The sequence below is a fragment of the Streptomyces sp. NPDC001351 genome (assembly GCF_042896045.1).
Classification (GTDB): Bacteria; Actinomycetota; Actinomycetes; order Streptomycetales; family Streptomycetaceae; genus Streptomyces.
The window spans coordinates 249,272-266,050 of the sequence record NZ_JBIAWS010000003.1; the positions used below are offsets into that span (position 1 = coordinate 249,272).

Annotated in this window: 14 protein-coding genes; 2 read left to right on the forward strand and 12 right to left on the reverse strand. The window is 71.2% G+C overall.

Annotated elements, in window-relative coordinates:
• Positions 1 to 89: 89 nt before the first annotated feature.
• From ACFY1U_RS11490 to ACFY1U_RS11525, 8 genes are read right to left on the reverse strand one after another with little or no spacing between them, the layout of a single operon-like run.
• The gene (locus tag ACFY1U_RS11490; protein ID WP_390693894.1) at positions 90 to 923 is read right to left on the reverse strand and encodes an amidohydrolase family protein; all 834 of its coding nucleotides are present in this window, start codon (positions 921 to 923) and stop codon (positions 90 to 92) included.
• The gene (locus ACFY1U_RS11495; RefSeq protein WP_390693895.1) at positions 920 to 1,234 is read right to left on the reverse strand and encodes an L-rhamnose mutarotase; all 315 of its coding nucleotides are present in this window, start codon (positions 1,232 to 1,234) and stop codon (positions 920 to 922) included. The genes ACFY1U_RS11490 and ACFY1U_RS11495 overlap by 4 nt, the downstream gene beginning before the upstream one ends.
• On the reverse strand, positions 1,231 to 2,217 hold the full coding sequence (locus tag ACFY1U_RS11500) for an aldo/keto reductase (RefSeq protein WP_390693896.1): 987 nt from the start codon (positions 2,215 to 2,217) through the stop codon (positions 1,231 to 1,233). Before ACFY1U_RS11500 ends, ACFY1U_RS11495 begins: the two co-directional genes overlap by 4 nt.
• The gene (locus ACFY1U_RS11505; protein ID WP_390693897.1) at positions 2,214 to 2,969 is read right to left on the reverse strand and encodes an SDR family NAD(P)-dependent oxidoreductase; all 756 of its coding nucleotides are present in this window, start codon (positions 2,967 to 2,969) and stop codon (positions 2,214 to 2,216) included. Before ACFY1U_RS11505 ends, ACFY1U_RS11500 begins: the two co-directional genes overlap by 4 nt.
• A complete protein-coding gene (locus ACFY1U_RS11510) occupies positions 2,966 to 4,318 on the reverse strand; it encodes an L-fuconate dehydratase (RefSeq protein ID WP_390693898.1) in 1,353 nt (450 codons plus the stop codon). The genes ACFY1U_RS11505 and ACFY1U_RS11510 overlap by 4 nt, the downstream gene beginning before the upstream one ends.
• A gap of 34 nt (positions 4,319 to 4,352) precedes the next feature.
• Positions 4,353 to 5,378 (reverse strand): ABC transporter permease, encoded by a 1,026-nt coding sequence (locus ACFY1U_RS11515; protein WP_390693899.1) that lies wholly within the window; start codon positions 5,376 to 5,378, stop codon positions 4,353 to 4,355.
• The gene (locus tag ACFY1U_RS11520) at positions 5,371 to 6,888 is read right to left on the reverse strand and encodes a sugar ABC transporter ATP-binding protein (RefSeq protein WP_390693900.1); all 1,518 of its coding nucleotides are present in this window, start codon (positions 6,886 to 6,888) and stop codon (positions 5,371 to 5,373) included. The genes ACFY1U_RS11515 and ACFY1U_RS11520 overlap by 8 nt, the downstream gene beginning before the upstream one ends.
• Positions 6,885 to 7,958 (reverse strand): sugar ABC transporter substrate-binding protein, encoded by a 1,074-nt coding sequence (locus ACFY1U_RS11525; protein ID WP_390693901.1) that lies wholly within the window; start codon positions 7,956 to 7,958, stop codon positions 6,885 to 6,887. The genes ACFY1U_RS11520 and ACFY1U_RS11525 overlap by 4 nt, the downstream gene beginning before the upstream one ends.
• 164 nt (positions 7,959 to 8,122) lie before the next feature.
• Between ACFY1U_RS11525 and ACFY1U_RS11530 the strand changes: the two genes are divergently transcribed.
• Together ACFY1U_RS11530 and ACFY1U_RS11535 are read left to right on the forward strand one after the other, a co-directional pair.
• Complete coding sequence (locus ACFY1U_RS11530; RefSeq protein WP_390693902.1) at positions 8,123 to 8,851, forward strand: FadR/GntR family transcriptional regulator; 729 nt, start codon at positions 8,123 to 8,125, stop codon at positions 8,849 to 8,851.
• 54 nt (positions 8,852 to 8,905) lie between these two features.
• Positions 8,906 to 9,820: an LLM class flavin-dependent oxidoreductase gene (locus ACFY1U_RS11535; RefSeq protein ID WP_390693903.1), complete on the forward strand. Its 915-nt coding sequence runs from the start codon at positions 8,906 to 8,908 to the stop codon at positions 9,818 to 9,820.
• A gap of 38 nt (positions 9,821 to 9,858) precedes the next feature.
• On the opposite strand, the gene ACFY1U_RS11540 is transcribed toward ACFY1U_RS11535, so the two are convergent.
• From ACFY1U_RS11540 to ACFY1U_RS11555, 4 genes are all read right to left on the reverse strand, one after another.
• On the reverse strand, positions 9,859 to 10,326 hold the full coding sequence (locus ACFY1U_RS11540; protein WP_390693904.1) for a DUF4231 domain-containing protein: 468 nt from the start codon (positions 10,324 to 10,326) through the stop codon (positions 9,859 to 9,861).
• 91 nt (positions 10,327 to 10,417) lie between these two features.
• Complete coding sequence (locus tag ACFY1U_RS11545; RefSeq protein WP_390693905.1) at positions 10,418 to 13,438, reverse strand: alpha-mannosidase; 3,021 nt, start codon at positions 13,436 to 13,438, stop codon at positions 10,418 to 10,420.
• A 44-nt stretch (positions 13,439 to 13,482) separates the two neighbouring features.
• Positions 13,483 to 15,513, reverse strand: a complete 2,031-nt coding sequence (locus ACFY1U_RS11550; RefSeq protein ID WP_390693907.1) for an endo-beta-N-acetylglucosaminidase — start codon at positions 15,511 to 15,513, stop codon at positions 13,483 to 13,485.
• Positions 15,510 to 16,766, reverse strand: coding sequence for a glycosyl hydrolase (locus ACFY1U_RS11555; protein ID WP_390693908.1), 1,257 nt, complete (start codon positions 16,764 to 16,766; stop codon positions 15,510 to 15,512). The genes ACFY1U_RS11550 and ACFY1U_RS11555 overlap by 4 nt, the downstream gene beginning before the upstream one ends.
• Positions 16,767 to 16,779 lie beyond the last annotated feature (13 nt).

Below are 16,779 nucleotides of genomic sequence, written 5' to 3' on the forward strand. Positions count from 1 at the left end.
AGCCAAGCTCACGACCGGGGGCCGTAAAGCGCGCGAGGGGTGCCAGAAAAGACGTAAATCTCCGTGCCGTGCGGCCAGTTCCAGGGGTGTCAAAGACCGTAGACGCGGGTGGCCGTGGCGTGGAAGACGTCCGCCCGGGCGGCCGCGTCGAGGTCGGCTGTCAACTCCTGTGTGGCGGACAGGACTTCGCCGTACGTCGCCCTATCCGTGCACACCGGCCAGTCCGAGCCGAACATCAGGCGGGCGGGGCCGAAGGCCTCCAGGGCGGTGTCGGTGTACGGGCGGAGTCCGTCGACGGTCCATGAGCCGGGGGCGGCCTCGGTGACCAGGCCGGAGAGTTTGGCGGCCGTGTTGGGCAGGGCGGCGAGGGCGTGGAGCTCGGTCGCCCAGGGTTTCAGGGCGCCGGAGTCGATGGGCGGCTTGCCCAAGTGGTCGAGGACGAAGGTGAGTTGGGGGAGGGCGTCGGCCGCCTTGGTGCAGGCCGGCAGTTGGTGCGGGAGGACGACGAGGTCGTAGACCAGGCCCGCGTCGGCCACGGCCGCCAGGCCTCTGCGTACGTCCGGGCGCAGCAGCCACCCGGGGTCGGGTTCGCCCTGGACCTGGTGGCGGATGCCCTTGAGGTAGTGTCCGCCGGGTAGTTCGCGCAGGCGGGCGAGCTCGTCGGTGATGTCCGGGCGGGTGAGGTCGGTCCAGCCGACCACACCCGCGATCAGGTCGTGGGCGGCGGCCAGGGCCAGGAACTCCGGGGTCTCCTCCGGCACCGTGATCGTCTGGACGAGGACCGTGCGGTCGACTCCGGCCGCCTGCGCCTCTGGGATGAGGTCGGCTAGGGTGAAGTCCCGGCGCAGCGGGCTGAGTTCGGGAATCCACTCCTGGTCGCGGACGGAGAGGTCCCACACGTGGTGGTGGGCGTCCACCGTCATGGCAACTCCCAGACCACGGGCAGACCGGCGGCCGCGCCCTCGTCGGAGTAGTCGTGCACGACGTCCAGCAACTGCGCCATGCGGGCCTGCCAGGCGATGTTGACCGGGAGTTTCTCCAGTTCGGCGAGGAGACGGGCGTAGTCCTCGCACTCCAGGACGTGGAAGAGGTCGGTGCGGCTGCGCCAGATCGTCCAGGAGGTGGCGCCGGCCGCGCGGATCGCGTCCGTGAGTTCCGTCGGGACCTCGCGGTGCGCGGCCTCGTACTCGGCGATGCGGTCCGCGCGGACCTTGGTGTGCAGGGCGACTCTCATGAGGCTTCCTCGACGGGTACGGGGGCCTCGGGCGGCAGGAGCCCTTCGGCGCGCAACTGCTGCCAGAAGGCGGCCGAAGGGGGCGTGGCGAACTGCTCGGCACAGTCGCGGACCTCCGCCGCCGAGCGAGCACCCACGAGGACGCTCGCGACCGCCGGATGGGCGGCGCAGAAGGCGAGGGCGGCGGCGCGCACCGTGGTGCCGTGCCGGTCGGCGACCGCCTTCAGGTGCAGGGCACGGTCCAGCAACTGTGTCGGAGCGGCCGCGTAGTTGTACGTCGCTCCCGGCTTGGGGTCGGCGAGCAGACCGGAGTTGAAGGCGCCGCCGATGACCACCGACGTGCCGCGTTCCCGCGCCGCGGGGAGGAGTCCGGTGAGCGCCGGCTGCTCCAGGAGCGTGTAGCGGCCGGCACACAGGACGACGTCGACGTCGGTGTCGCGGACGAACCGGGTGAGCATCCCGGCCTGGTTCATGCCCGCGCCGATGGCGCCCACGACACCCTCCGAGCGCAGCTTCTCCAGCGCCGGGTAGCCCTCGTGAAAGGCCTGCTCGGCGTGGTCGTCGGGGTCGTGGAGGTAGACGACGTCGACGTGGTCCAGGCCGAGCCGTTCCAGGCTGGCCTCGATGCTGCGGCGTACGCCGTCGGCGCTGAAGTCCCACACGCGGCGGTGGGTGGCGGGCACGGCGAATCCGTTGGCGAGGTCGTCGCCGCCCTCGTCGGAGGGCTCGAGGCGGCGGCCGACCTTGGTGGAGATCGTGTAGGCGCTACGGGGGTGTTCGCGCAGGGCGGCGCCGAGGCGGCGTTCGGACAGGCCGAGGCCGTAGTGCGGGGCCGTGTCGAAGTAGCGGATGCCCTGCTGCCAGGCGGCGGCCACCGCCTCGTGCGCCTGTTCCTCGCTGACCTCGGTGTAGAGGTTGCCGATGACGGCGCCGCCGAAGGCCAGGGCGCTGACCTCGACGGCGCTGTTGCCGAGCCGGTTCACTGGCCCACCGGCCTCAGACGCAGGCCCTGCATGCCGCCGTCCACGGCGAGTGAGGTGCCGGTGGTGGCGCCGGACAGGGGGCTCGCCAGGTAGGCGATGGCGCCCGCGACTTCGGCCGCGGAGACGAGGCGGCCTGTGGGCTGGCGGGCCTCCAGGGCGGCGCGCTCGGCGACGGGGTCGTCGGCCGCGTCCAGCAGGCGGCCGACCCACGGGGTGTCCGCCGTACCGGGGTTGACGCAGTTGACGCGGATGCCCTCACGGACGTGGTCGGCGGCCATGGCGAGGGTCAGCGAGTACACCGCGCCCTTGCTCGCGCAGTACAGGGCGCGCTGCGGCAGGCCCGCGGTGGCGCCGATGGAGCACGTGTTGACGATCGCCGCGTGCTGCGAGCGGCGCAGATGGGGCAGGGCAGCGCGGGAGACGCGGACCATGCCCACCACGTTGACGTCGAGGACGCGGTGCCAGTCGGCGTCGTCGTTGTCCTCGATGGTGCCCTGCGCGCCCACGCCCGCATTGTTGATCACGATGTCGAGGCCGCCGAGCTCGGCGACCGCGGCCGCCACCGCCTCCCGTACGGACGCGTCGTCGCTGACGTCGGCCCGGAAGCCGAGCAGCGGCTTGTCGACCGAGGCCGGGTCGAGGTCGAGGACGGCGACCTGGGCGCCGCGGGCGGCGAGGAGTTCCGCCGTCGCCCGGCCGATGCCGGAGGCCCCGCCCGTGACCAGGGCCTTCAGCCCCTCGAAGTCGTTCATGCCGCCCGTCCTTCTTTCTTCTCGTCGAGGTCGGCGGCCCAGAAGGTGCCGCCGGGGAAGGTGTACCGCGCGATGGACTCCGGGCGCATGGCCGCCGAGAAGCCCGGCGCGGCGGGTGCCGTGTAGTGACCCTCGCGGATCACCACCGGATCGAGGAAGTGGTCGTGCAGATGGTCGACGTACTCGATGACCCGGTCCTCGGTGGTGCCGGAGACCGCCACGTAGTCGAACATCGACAGGTGCTGGACGAGTTCGCACAGGCCGACGCCGCCCGCGTGCGGGCACATCGGCACCCCGAACTTGGCCGCGAGCAGCAGGATCGCGAGGTTCTCGTTGACGCCGCCGACGCGGGCCGCGTCGATCTGGAGGACGTCGATGGCACCGGCCTGCAGGAGCTGTTTGAAGACGATCCGGTTCTGGACGTGCTCGCCGGTCGCCACCTTGACGGGCGCCACCGCGGTGCGGATGGCCGCGTGGCCGAGGACGTCGTCGGGGCTGGTGGGCTCCTCGATCCAGTACGGGTCGAACTCGGCGAGGGCCTCGGTCCAGCGGATCGCCTCGTCGACGCCCCAGCGCTGGTTGGCGTCGATGGCCATGCGGATGCCGGGGCCGACGACCGAGCGGGCGACCCGGCAGCGCCGTACGTCGTCGTCGAGGTCCGCCCCCACCTTCAGCTTGATCTGGGTGAACCCGTCGGCGACCGCCTGGGCGGCGAGCCGGGTGAGCTTCTCGTCGCTGTAGCCGAGCCAGCCCGCGGAGGTGGTGTAGGCGGGGTAGCCGCGCTCCAGCAGCCGGCCGGTGCGCTCCGCGGAGCCCGCGCGGCCCCGGCGCAGGATCTCCAGCGCCTCCTCGGGGGTGAGCGCGTCCGTGAGGTACCGGAAGTCGATCTGGGCGACCAGCCACTGGGGATCGGCCTCGGCGAGCAGCCGCCACAGGGGCTTGTCGGCGCGCTTGGCCGCCAGGTCCCACACGGCGTTGACGACCGCGCCGATCGCCATGTGCATCACGCCCTTCTCGGGTCCCAGCCAGCGCAGCTGGCTGTCGCCGATCAGGTCGCGGTAGACGGCTCCCGGGTCGGCACACACCTCGTCGACGGACCGTCCCACCACGTGGTGGCGCAGCGCGTGGATCGCGGCGACCTGGACCTCGTTGCCACGCCCGATGGTGAAGGTGAAGCCGTGCCCCTCCGGCTCGTCCTCGCCGTCGGTGCGCAGCACCACGTACGCGGCCGAGTAGTCGGGGTCCGGGTTCATCGCGTCGGAGCCGTCGAGCTCGCGCGAGGTCGGGAACCGGATGTCGTAGGTGTCGACCGCGGTGATGCGGCAGGAGGGGCCGGGCGTCGGGGACACGGAGGGCCTTTCGGTCGGGGGCAGGGGGCGGGGGTCAGTCCTGGGCGCGGCCCGTGGTGAGGCGGGCGAGGATGAGCGCGAGCAGGATGATTCCGCCGTAGATGGCGTCGATCCAGAACGACGGCACCTGGGCCATGGTCAGCATGGTCTTGACCACACCCAGCAGGAGTACGCCGGTCAGGGCGCCGAACATGGTGCCCTTGCCGCCGTCGAGGCTGATCCCGCCGATCACGGCGGCGGCGAACACCGTGAAGATCATGTTCTGGCCCTGGTTGGCGCCGATGGCACCGACGTAGCCGGTGTACATCAGACCGCCGATCGAGGCGAGGACACCGGCGACGACATAGACGCCGAGCCGGACCCGGTCGACGCGGATGCCGGCGGCGCGGGCCGCCTCCAGGTTGCCGCCGATCGCGTACAGCGAGCGGCCCACCCGGTGGTACTTGAGCACCAGCCCGGCGATGGCGAAGGCCGCGGCGGCCACCCACACGGAGATCGGGATGCGCAGGAACGTGGTGGTGGCCGGCGAGAAGAACGAGTCGGGCATCCCGAACAGCGTCTTGCCCTTGGTGGCACCGACCAGCAGCCCGCGCAGGATGATCAGCATGGCGAGGGTGACGATGAACGCGTTGAGCTTCACCTTCACCACCAGGATGCCGTTGAAGGCACCGATGGCCGCGCCCACCAGGGGGATGGCCAACAGGGCCAGTCCGGCGGGGAGTTCGGTGCCCCAGCCGGCCTCGGCGGCCGGCAGCACCAGCAGCGCCGCCACCGCCGGCGCGATGCCGACCACCGACTCCAGCGACAGGTCGAACTTGCCGGTGATGAGGACCAGCGACTCGGCCAGCACGACCATCGCCAGCGACGCCGACGAGGCCAGGATGGAGATCAGGGTGGCCTCGGTGAAGAAGGAGTCGTTCAGGAGGGCGCCGAGCAGAAGCAGCAGCAGCAGCGCGGGTACCAGGGCGAGTTCGCGGGCGCGGCGCAGCAGGACCGCCCTCGCCGCCCGGGCGTCGGGCATGCTCACCGGCTTCACCGGCGGAGCCTTGGTGTCAGCCATGGTCCACTCCTTCGATGGAGGCGATCAGCTCATGGTCGCGCCAGCCTGCCGGGTGTTCGGCGACGACGCGGCCGTGGAAGAGGACGAGGACGCGGTCGCAGCGGCGCAGGTCGTCGAGTTCGTCGGAGACGACCAGGACCGCGGTGCCGTCCTCGCGGGCGCTGTCCACGCGGGCCAGCAGTGACTCCTTGGACTTCACGTCGACGCCCGCGGTGGGGTTGATCAGGACGAGCAGCCGCGGGTCGGAGGCGAGGGCGCGGGCCATGACGACCTTCTGCGCGTTGCCGCCGGACAGGTCGGCGACGGGCTGCTCGGGGCCCTCGGTGTGGATGTCGAGGCGGTCGATCAGCTCGGTGGCGAAGCCGCGTCTGCGGTCGGTGCCGATGAAGCCGAAGCGGCCGAGCCGGTCCAGGACGCTCATGGTGGCGTTGTCGCCGATGGTCATCCCGGCGACCAGGCCCTGGTCGTGCCGGTCGCGCGGGACACAGCCGACCCCGGCCTTCAGTGCGGCCCGCACCGAGCCGAACCGCAGCCGCTCACCGTCCAGTCGGGCGCTTCCACCGATGGGTTCACGCAGGCCCGCGATGGCCTCCGCCAGCTCGATCTTGCCGCTGGCGCTGGATCCGGCGAGTCCGACGACCTCGCCGCGCCGCACGGTCAGGTCGACGTCCTCGTACGCGTCCGAGGTGAGCCCGCGGGCCTCCAGCAGAACGGGCGCGTGCTCGTCGACGAGCCTTTCCTGTACGGCCTGTTCGGCGATCACCTCGATGGACTCCCCCGCCATGGCCTCGATCAGCGCCGCCCTGGGCAGGTCAGCGACGGGGGCCGTGGTGATCCAGCGGGCGTCGCGCAGCACGGTGACGGTCTGGCAGACCTCGTACACCTCCTGGAGGTGGTGCGAGATGAACAGGAACGTGACTCCGGAGTCCTGGAGCGCGCGCATGCGGCTGAAGAGCCGCTCGATCTCGCGCTTGTCCAGCTGGGCGGTCGGCTCGTCGAGGACGATGAAGCGGGCACCGAAGCTGAGCGCCCGGGCGATCTCCACCATCTGGCGGTCCTCGACCTTGAGGTCGGCCGTGCGGGCGTCCGGGTCGACGCGCACGTCCCAGGTGTCGAGGAGGGCGGCCGCCTCGCTCTTCAGCCGGCGCCAGCTGATGAAGCCACGCTGCAACGGCTGCCGGTTGATGAAGAGGTTCTCGGCAACCGTCAACTCGGGCACGACCGTGGGGTGTTGGTAGACGCAGGCCACCTTGCGGCGCCAGGCGTCCCGGTCGGCGAGCGGAGGTGCGGGTTCACCGTCGAAGCGGACCGTGCCCTCGTCGGGCGCCTGGAGTCCGGTGAGGACGTTGACCAGGGTCGACTTTCCGGCGCCGTTGCGGCCGACGAGGGCGTGGGACTCGCCGGCCAGCACGGTGAGGCGGCCGTCCGCGAGGGCGGTGGTGGGGCCGTAGCGCTTCACGATGCCCCGCGCCTCGACGAGGGGAACGGGCGGGCTGTCCTGGGCGCTCACTTGACCGTGTTCCCCCACAGCTTGGGGTCGTCCACGTTGTCCTTCGTCACCAGCGGGGCGGGCAGCTGGTCCTCGAGGATGCCGCTGGGCAGCTTGACGATGGTCGAGTCGTGGTCGGTCGGGCCGGGCTTGAAGGTCTTCCCCTCCATCGCCGCCTTGATGTAGTACATGCCGTACTTGGCGTAGGCGTCGGCGGGCTGGGAGACGGTCGCGTCGATCTCGCCCCTGCGGATGGCGTCGAACTCCTGCGGGATGCCGTCGTTGGAGACGATGGTGATGTGGCCCGCGGAGCCGGCCTTCTTCAGCAGGCCCTTGGCCTTGAGGGTCTGCAGGGTCGGCGCCAGGTAGACGCCTCCCGCTTGCAGGTAGATGCCCTTGATGTCGGGGTTGGCGTTGAGCAGGGTGCCCAACTGGGAGGCGGCCGTGTCGGACTCCCACTTGGCCGGGATCTCAAGCACCTTGAGCTTCGGGTACTTCTTCTTCACGCAGTCACGGAAGGCCTGGGAGCGGTCGCGGCCGTTGACCGAGGCGAGATCGCCCATGATCTGCACGACCTTGCCGCTGGTGACATGCTGCCCGAGGTAGTCGCAGGCCTTGGTGCCGTAGGCGACGTTGTCGGCGCGTACGACCATGGCGACCTTGCCCTTGTCGGGCGCGACGTCGACCGCGACGACCGGCACGCCCTTGCGGTCGGCCTGGTCGAGGCCGGCCTCGATGGCGGCGCTGTCCAGCGGAGCGACGACCAGGCCCTTCACACCCTGGTTGAGCTGGTTGCTGATGTCGGTGATCTGCTGTGAGGGGTCGCTGTTGGAATTGACCGTCTTGAGCGCGTCGACGCCTTCGGACGTCGCCATCTTCGGCACGTAGTCGTTGTACGACTGCCAGAACGGCGAGGTGAGCAGGGGCAGGATCACCCCGACCTTGCCGGTGCCGCCGCCTCCGGCGCTGCCGGATCCGCCGGTGTCCTTGGTGCTGCCGCACGCGGCGAGCGCGAGCGAGGCGCCCGCGGCCACGGCCATCACACCGACCGTTCGAAACCTGTTCCGCTTCCCCACTGTCCTGCCGGGCATCTGGCGGCTCCTCGTTGAGGGTGTTCGAGCAGATGCCCGCATATTTATCAGACCACTTCCCCGGAACAACACCCTCCGACACCAGATTTTCGCGGCTTCCGGCGGTATTGGTCGGACCACCTCCGCGATTAGACTGCGGCGCACCGGGTGACAGGAGGAACGGCGTGGACGAGACCGCCCCGCAGAAGGGCACGGTGACGCAGCGCGCCATCGAGCGGATCAAGGCGATGATCGGCGAGGGCCGTCTGGAGCCCGGCCAGCGGCTGCCCACCGAACGCGATCTCGCCGCCCAGCTGGGCATCTCCCGCAGCTCGATGCGCGAGGCGATCCGCGCGCTCACGGTGCTCGGCGTGCTGGAGGCCCGGCACGGCTCCGGCATCTACGTCACCCAGCTGGAGGCCGGCGACCTGCTGGAGACGTTCGGGGTGGTCGCCGATCTGTCCCGGGGTCCGCGGCTGGTGGAGCTCCTGGAGGTGCGCCGCATCCTGGAGTCGACGGCGACCGCACTGGCGGCCGCCCGCATCACCCCTGACCAGCTGGCCGAGGTCGAGAAACACCTCACGGCGATGAACGCCACCGACGACCCGGAGGTGATCCTCGCCCACGACCTCGCCTTCCACCGCGAGATCGCGGCCGCCGCGGGCAACGACACCATGGCGGCCATCCTGGAGGGCCTGTCCTCCCGCACCTTCCGCGCCCGCGTCTGGCGCGGCTATCAGGAGGAGGGCGCCTTCGCCCGCACCCGGCGGGAGCACGCGGCCATCTACCGGGCGCTGGTGGCCCACGACCCGGAGGCGGCACGGGCGGCGGCGGCCGCGCATGTCGGCGAGGTGGAGGAGTGGCTGCGGGCGCAGCTCGGAGGTCAGGCGCGAACGTCGGCCTCGCCGTCCTGACGGCGTCCTGCCGGACGGGCCGCGTTCGGCTCCGGTCGTCGATACGTTGGAGTCATGCGATTTGCCATCTCCATCCCTCAGTTCTATCGAGACGGACAGTTCGATCCGGGAGCCTTCCGCGCATACTTCGCGAAGGCCGAGGACCTCGGATACCACAGCGCATGGGCGCAGGACTCGCCGTTGGGGACCGGGTCGGTGCTCTCGCCCATGGAGGCCATGACCTACGCCGCCGCGTGCACGACCCGGCTACGGCTGGGCACCACCGTGTTCGTCAGCACCCTGCACCAGCCCGTGCACTTCGCCAAGGCGCTGGCGACCATCGACCAGATGAGCGGCGGCCGACTGGAGGTGGGGGTCGGCTCCGGCGGCCCTGACCGGCCGTTCGCCGCGTTCGGCATGGACAAGGCCCGGTACTTGGCCCGGTTCACCGAGGGCATCGCCCTCACCAAAGCCCTGTGGACGCAGCCGAGCGTCACCTTCGACGGCGAGTTCTGGCAGCTGGAGGACGCCGCGTTGGAACCGAAGCCGCTCCAGAAGCCGCATCCTCCGCTGTGGTTCGGCGGTTCGAGCGAGTCGGCGCTTCGGCGTGCGGTGCGGCTGGGCAACGGCTTCTTCGGCGCGGGGTCGTCGACCACGGCCGCGTTCAGGGAGCAGGTCGCGTTCGTCACCGAGGCGGCGGCCAAGGCGGGCAGGACGGACTTCTCGATCGCGAAACGGGTCTACATCGACATCGACGCGGACGCAGAGCTCGCCCGTGAGCGGGTCAACGCCGGTCTGGCCCGCGTCTACGGCCGGCGCATTCCCCGCATCGAGGCCGCCGCGATCGCCGGCACTCCGGAGGACTGCGTGGCCGCCGTCCGGGAGGTGATCGACGCCGGCGCGGGCCTCGTCCTGTTCACACCGATCGGCGACCCCACCGCCCTCGCGGAACGCATTGCCGCCGAGGTGATCCCCGCACTGGCGGTCTGACCTCCACCGGTCCCCCGAGTGCGCGCAAGCTGCCGCGTTCAGCCGCTCGCCGCGGGCAGCGAGGCGTTGGCGCGCTGCGCCTGCGTCTCGGCCCACTCCCGCAGCTCGCTGCTGCCCACCTCCTCGATCACTGTCTGCAGGGCGGCCCGCGCCGCCGCATCGCGTTCCGCGGGCGGCAGCAGCAGATAACGGTCGACGGCTCGTCGCAGGGCCTCGTGGGACTGCCCGCCGGCGATCCAGCGTGCGCCGGGGTTGTACAGCTGCCGCAGGCCGGTGAAGAAGACGGCGCCGCCCGCGATCAGCGCGGTCAGCCAGGCCGGGGCGTGCAGCCCGGCCGCCACGACCGTCGCCGAGGTGGAGGCGAGGGCGCCCAGTTCCGTGGCGTGGTGCAGCCGTCTGGCCCGGTCGCGGGTGCGCCCGTAGAACGCCAGGTCCTGCCGCGCGAGGGCCAGTACCGGGTCCGGCTGCGCGGACCAGTCCGGGTCGGTGACCGTGCTTCGTCTCATCGGCACATCATCGGGGCCACACGCGCGCGGAGGAAAGGCCGGCCGGGCGCCAACCCGGCCGGCACCGCACCGATCCCGTCTTCGGTCCGCCTCAGGCCCGCCGGAACCGCAAGGTCACCAGCTGGAAGGGGCGCAGCCGCACACCGACCCGGTCCCCCTCCCGTCGCTCGATCGCCGCCTCGGGCACCGGGCGTTCCAGCAGATCCGTCTCCGTCACGCCCGCCACCTCGAATCCGGCCGTGAGCGTGGCCCGGGCGCGTCCGCCGTGGGCCTCGTGGAAACGGACCACCACGTCGCCGCTGCCGTCGTCGGCCAGCTTGACCGCGGTGACCACGACCGCCTCGTGATCGACGCTCACCAACGGGGCGACCTCGGCTGCCCCGTTGAGCCGCCCCTCCCGCACATTGATCCGCCACCCTTCGCGTACCGCGTCCGCGATCCCGGCCCCCGGCACCAGCGCATGCCGGAAGCGGTGGACGCCCTGGTCGGTCTCCGGGTCCGGGAAGCGCGGGGCACGCAGCAGCGACACCCGGACCGTGGTGGTCGTACCGCGGTCGCCGTCGGTGCGGACCGTGCGGGTCACGTCATGGCCGTACGTCGAGTCGTTGACGACGGCGACACCCCAGCCGGGCTCCTCGAAGTGCACGAAGCGGTGGTTGCAGGCCTCGAACTTGGCGGCTTCCCAGGAGGTGTTGGTGTGCGTGGGCCGGTGGACGTGCCCGAACTGGGTCTCCGACGCATACCGCTCCGCGTGCACGTCGAGCGGGAAGGCGAGCTTGAGGAACTTCTCCGTCTCGTGCCAGTCCACCTCCGTGTCCAGCACCAGCCGCCGCTCCCCCGGTGGCAGCGACAGCACCTGCGTGACGTGCGAGGCACCGAAGGACCGGACGATCCGCACCGACGCGCCGTCCTCACCGGCGACCACCTCGTCCACGTCCGTGAGATCGGTGACCGTGTTGCGGTAGAACTCGTCCACGTCCCAGGCGTCCCACATGTTCGGGAAGTCGGGATGGAGCTGCAGGAGGTTCGCGGCACGCCCCGGAGCGACCGTCTCCCGGTCGGCTGCGAGGTCGTAGGCCGATACGACGAGGCCCTGCGCGTCGATCTCGCAGCGCAGCAGCCCGTTGTCGAGGACGAATCCGCCGGCCGGGCGCGCAGCCAGGCCTGTCCTGCCCTCCGCGACCGCCGTGCCCGCACCGCCCGCCGGGACCCCGTGCCGGGCGTGCGGCGCCGAGTTGAAGACGAGCGGCGTCGATCCCTCACCGGCCAGGGCGCGTTGGGCCGCAGTGACGATGGCGTCCAGTTCGGCCGCCACGCGCTCGTACGTCGCCCGCGCCTCCCGGTGCACCCACGCGATCGACGACCCCGGCAGGATGTCGTGGAACTGGTGCAGCAGCACCGTCTTCCAGACGCGGTCCAACTCCTCGTACGGATAAGGGAATCCGGTGCGTACGGCGGCCGTCGCGGCCCAGAGTTCGGCCTCCCGCAGGAGGTGTTCGCTGCGCCGGTTGCCCTGCTTGGTCTTCGCCTGGCTGGTGAGGGTGGCGCGGTGGAGTTCGAGGTAGAGCTCGCCGACCCAGACGGGCGGTTCGGGGTACTCGGCCTCGGCCTTCTCGAAGAACTCCTGCGGGGTCTCCCACACGACCCGCGCCGAGCCCTCCAGGTCCCGCAGCCGCGCCGCCTTCGCGACCATCTCGCGGGTGGTGCCGCCGCCTCCGTCGCCCCAGCCGGTCGGGGCGAGGGAGTGCCGGGCGACTCCCTTGTCCTTGAAGTTGCCTGCCGCGTGGGCGATCTCGCTGCCCTTCATGGAGCAGTTGTAGGTGTCCACGGGCGGGAAGTGCGTGAAGATGCGGGTGCCGTCGATGCCCTCCCAGCGGAAGGTGTGGTGCGGGAACTTGTTCGTCTGCGACCAGGAGATCTTCTGCGTCAGCAGCCACTTGGAACCGGCGGCCCTGATGATCTGCGGGAGTCCGGCCGCGAAACCGAAGGTGTCGGGCAGCCAGGCCTCTTCGTTCTCGATGCCGAACTCGTCGAGGAAGAACCGCTTGCCGTGCACGAACTGGCGGGCCATCGCCTCCGAGCCGGGCATGTTGGTGTCCGACTCCACCCACATCCCGCCGGCCGGCACGAACCGTCCGTCGGCCACCGCCTTCTTCACCCGCGCCCACACCTCGGGCCGGTGCTCCTTCACCCACGCCCATTGCTGGGCCTGCGACATGGCGAACACGAAGTCGGGTTCGTCGTCGAGCAGCGCGGTCATGTTGGAGGTCGTACGGGCGACCTTGCGGACCGTCTCGCGCAGCGGCCACAGCCACGCCGAGTCGATGTGCGCGTGTCCGACCGCGCTGATGCGGTGGGCGGAAGGGGTGGCGGGTGCGGACAGGACCTCGGCCAGGCGTGAACGGGCCTCACCCGCCGTGCCGTTGACGTCCTGCAGGTCGATCGCGTCGAGTGACCGCTCCACCGCGCGCAGGATCTCCCAGCGGCGCGCCGACTCCACGGGCAGCTCGGCCATCAGCTCGCCGAGCACCTCCAGGTCGATCACCAACTGCCACACCGTCTCGTCGAACACGGCGAGGTCCATACGGGTGAGGGTGTACTGCGGTTCGCTGCCCGCCGTCTCCTTGTCACCCAGCTGAGTGGGCAGGAACGGGTGGTAGTCGAGGATGACGGGGTTGGAGGCCGCCTCGACGTGCAGGCGCACCTCCTCGCCGCCCTCGACCGGGGCGCCGATCCGCACCCACTGGTTGCGCGGGTTGAGGCCCTTCACCGGGGTGCCGTCGGGCCGGTATACCAGGCCCTCGCACTGGAATCCGGGCATGTTCTCGTCGAAGCCGAGGTCGAGGATCGCCTCGACGGTCCTGCCGGCCCAGGCCTCGGGGACGGTCCCCGTGACGCGGAACCAGCTGGTGCCCCACGGAGCACCCCACCGGGCGCCGACCGCGATCGGCTCGGGCTCGGCCGCCAGCCCCTCGGCCACCGGCACCGGCTCGCCGGGGGCGTGCCACACCGCCACCTCCAGCGGTACGGACTCGGGGTACACGGCGGGGCGGATGCGCTCGTCGAGGACGCGCTTGAGACGGGCTTCGACCAGGCTGCGGTCGTCATGCATGCGGGGTGCTCCGTAGGTCTGCCGGTGCTTCCGGTGGCGGATGGTTACCAGGTGTGGGTCACGGTGACGGGGGCCGACGTGGTGTACAGCTCCCCTACTGCGCGCAGCTCCAACCGGGCCGCCTGCTCTCCCTGTTCGGGCTGCAGGCCGCTGATGAAGTAGGCGTGCTGGCCGGTGGCCCCGAGAAAGCGCCGGGTGCCGTCGGGCAGGAGGCGGTGCAGCGTGTAGTGGCGTACCGCGCCCGGGGGCGGGTTCCAGGCCAGGCGCAGGTCGCCGCCGGAGGCCGCGGTGATCCGCAGCCCGGAGGGGGCGGCGGGCGTGTCGACGGTGTCGCGCACCGCAAGCCCGCCGAGCCGCCACCGCACCGGGCCGTCGGTGGCGGTGAGCCGTACGGCGATCGCATGGAGCGTTCCGGAAAGGCCTGTGAGCGGCACGGTCACGGTCTGCCAGCCGTTGACCGACTTCACAGCCGCGCCCTGCCTCCTGTTGACCGAGTTCACAGGCAGATAGCTGTACGGCGGTGTCACACCCGGAGCGCTCGGCTCGGCGGTCGCCACGGCGAGCTCGACGTTCACAGCCCCCGCGTCGATCCGGTGCGTCAGCTCGACAACCGTGTCAACGGTGATCGGCAGCCGTGTCGCATACAACTCCACGGTCGCGGGTTCGTCCAGTTCACCGTCCACCAGCACACTGCTGCCGCCACGCCACGCCTCCGCGAAGTCGAACGACACAGCAGGCCGCTCCCCCTCCGTCCGCACCACCCACCGCCGCGAGGGCAGCCGGTCCTGCAGCCCCAGGTGGTTCCACGGCGTGTCCGAGGTGACCGCCCCGTCCTCGTACCACCGCAGCCCGTGCCCCGTGTTGAACACGCTCGCGAACGGCACGGCCGACACCGTGGACCGGTCCGCGACCGACACCGCCGGCGCCCGCCACGGGTCGGAGGCGTCGGGCTGCGACGGATCGAGTGAACGACCGGTCCAGAACCGGTCGTCGGCGGCGTGGAAGTCTGCCGGGGTCCGGGAGGCGGGCAGGTGGTTGCGCGTCCATTCGGGCCGGTAGAAGCCGATCGAGGTGACGTGGGCCTTGGTCGAAGGCACGATGGCGTCCCAGCTCACGCTCGTGTTCGACCCGTTGGACTCGACATCGACACCCGCCCACAACTCATAGCGGCTACGCCCGAGTTGCTGCGCCCTCTGCCCGGACGACGCCAACGTGCCCGCACTCCACCGGAAGTCGACGAACATGTCGTCGGCGGCCTGGAAGAACGCCTGGTTCTGGCTGTCGAGCGCCCCCTGCCAGCTCACCGTGCCGTTCACGGTCATCGCGTCGTACCAGGTCACCCGCTGCCCACGGGCGGCGGCCAGCGACTTAAGCTCCGTGACGAAGCCGAGCATGTCGGCGCCGAGCGCGGCATTCCCGCCACCGGTCTCGGCGTTGACGAACCACCCGTCGAACCCGTAGGCCGCCGCGACGGCAACGAGTTGAGCGGCGAGGGGGTAGTGCCCGGAGGAGTCCTTCTGCACCAGGTCCCGTGTCCACTGCAACTGCCCGCCGTACGCGGTGGGCGGCAGGAAGATGGTGCCGAGCACCGGGACGCCGTGCCGGTGGGCGGCGTCCACGATCGGTGCGTTCGGGGCGAGGATCAGCCCTTCACCGGAGGAGCCGCCCCAGAACACCAGCTCGTCCATGTACGCCCAGTGCGTGAGCGTGTAGTAGTCGGCGGTCGCCGACCCCTGTGAGGGGTTGCCGGAGGTCGGTCCGAAGGACACCAGCGACTGGATGCGGGCCTGTCCGGATCGGGCGGTGGCGTTCGCCGGCGTCGGGGTGAAGCGGGGAGCCAGCGGCACGGACGCGGTGTTGAAGGCGAGGTCGGTGTCGTCGGCGGCGCGCCAGGCCTTCAGGCTGCGCCAGGTGATGCCGGTGCCCGGGGTGCCGGAGGGCAGGGAGTCCGGGTACCAGTAGGAGGCGTACGGCGGGGTCGCGGTGGCGGCCTTCGGCGCGGCGGAGGCCGGCAGCGGCGGCACCAGGGCGGCCGCGGCGCCGGCGAGCAGGACGGTGCGTCTGGTGGGGTTCACGAGCTGGTTCCTCCTTGTGGGGTGCGGAGTACCTGTCCGGGAGTGACGACTTCGGTGATGCCGCGTGCGGTGAGGTGGTCCTTGTCGTCCGCACGGGTGTCCAGGACGGTCGTGGGTCGGGCACCGTCGGCGGTCAGCCGGAAGAAGGCGTCGAAGACCGGACCGCCGGGGGCGCAGAGCGAGCGCGTGGCCGGGTCGGCGGGGACGACCAGCGCGGTGGTGCGGGATGCGGGAGGCGCATGTTCGCGTGCTGCCGTCTGCGCCAGCGCGTGTGCCGTGTCCTTGGGCTTCCGGTCGTTCGTCAACAGGCCCAGCCCGTATTCGAGTTCGGGGAAGTCCGCGAGGCTCCGGGACACGTCGTGCGAGCACCACCAGGTGATGCCCCACAGGTCGGGGCAGTCCAGGGCATGGGCGACCGTGGCCGCGGTGAAGGCGGCGGCGTGCTGGGGCGGGATGAGGGGCGCGGGTGCGCCGACTTCCTGGAGCCAGACGGGGCGGTGCGGGTCCTCGGCCCAGGCCTTGCTCAGTTCGACGAGATACGCAGCATGGTGTTCCGTGGGGACGGACGTACGGCCGTGCCGCTGGGCCGTGCCGTTGAAGACCCAGGAGTGTACGGCGGTGACGGCGCCGTGGCGGGCGGCCTGGGCCGGGGTGAAGGGCATGTCGTCCTGGTACCAGGTGGCGTCGTACTCGGCGTGCAGATGCAGCTTGCCGGGGGCGCCCTGCTCGCAGGCGGCGAGCATGCGCGCGAGCCACGCGTCGATCTCGTCGGAGGTGGCTCGGTCCGGATCGGGATGCGGTCCCCCCGAGAACTGGTTGACCTCGTTGCCGAGGGTCATGCCGAGGAAGTTCGGCCGGTCGGCGAGGGCGGCGGCGAGGGCGCGCAGATAGGCGGCCTGGCCGTCGAGCACGTCCGGGTCGGTGAACAGGTTCCGCCGGTGCCAGGTGCGGGTCCAGGCGGGCAGGAAGTCGAAGCTGCTCAGGTGCCCTTGCAGACCGTCCACGTTGATGTCGAGCCCGCGCTCGCCCGCCGCGTCCGCCAAGGCGACGAGCTGCTCGACCGCCCGCGGCCGGATCAGGCTCCGGTTGGGCTGGAAGTACGGCCACAGCGGGAAGACCCGGATGTGGTCGAGGCCGAGCGCGGCGATGGAGTCGAGGTCGGCCCGTACGGAGTCGAGGTCGAAGTCGAGCCAGTGGTGGAACCACCCTTCGCTGGGGGTGTAGTTGACGCCGAAGCGCACGGCAGCAGGCATGCGGAAGTCCTTG

Bases quoted from the DNA above. Each gene is read 5' to 3' on its own strand.
- ACFY1U_RS11505 (WP_390693897.1), bottom strand. From the start codon at position 2,969: ATGAACGACTTCGAGGGGCTGAAGGCCCTGGTCACGGGCGGGGCCTCC.
- ACFY1U_RS11515 (WP_390693899.1), bottom strand. From the start codon at position 5,378: ATGGCTGACACCAAGGCTCCGCCGGTGAAGCCGGTGAGCATGCCCGAC.
- ACFY1U_RS11495 (WP_390693895.1), bottom strand. From the start codon at position 1,234: ATGAGAGTCGCCCTGCACACCAAGGTCCGCGCGGACCGCATCGCCGAG.
- ACFY1U_RS11490 (WP_390693894.1), bottom strand. From the start codon at position 923: ATGACGGTGGACGCCCACCACCACGTGTGGGACCTCTCCGTCCGCGAC.
- ACFY1U_RS11545 (WP_390693905.1), bottom strand. From the start codon at position 13,438: ATGCATGACGACCGCAGCCTGGTCGAAGCCCGTCTCAAGCGCGTCCTC.
- ACFY1U_RS11525 (WP_390693901.1), bottom strand. From the start codon at position 7,958: ATGCCCGGCAGGACAGTGGGGAAGCGGAACAGGTTTCGAACGGTCGGT.
- ACFY1U_RS11555 (WP_390693908.1), bottom strand. From the start codon at position 16,766: ATGCCTGCTGCCGTGCGCTTCGGCGTCAACTACACCCCCAGCGAAGGG.
- ACFY1U_RS11540 (WP_390693904.1), bottom strand. From the start codon at position 10,326: ATGAGACGAAGCACGGTCACCGACCCGGACTGGTCCGCGCAGCCGGAC.
- ACFY1U_RS11535 (WP_390693903.1), top strand. From the start codon at position 8,906: ATGCGATTTGCCATCTCCATCCCTCAGTTCTATCGAGACGGACAGTTC.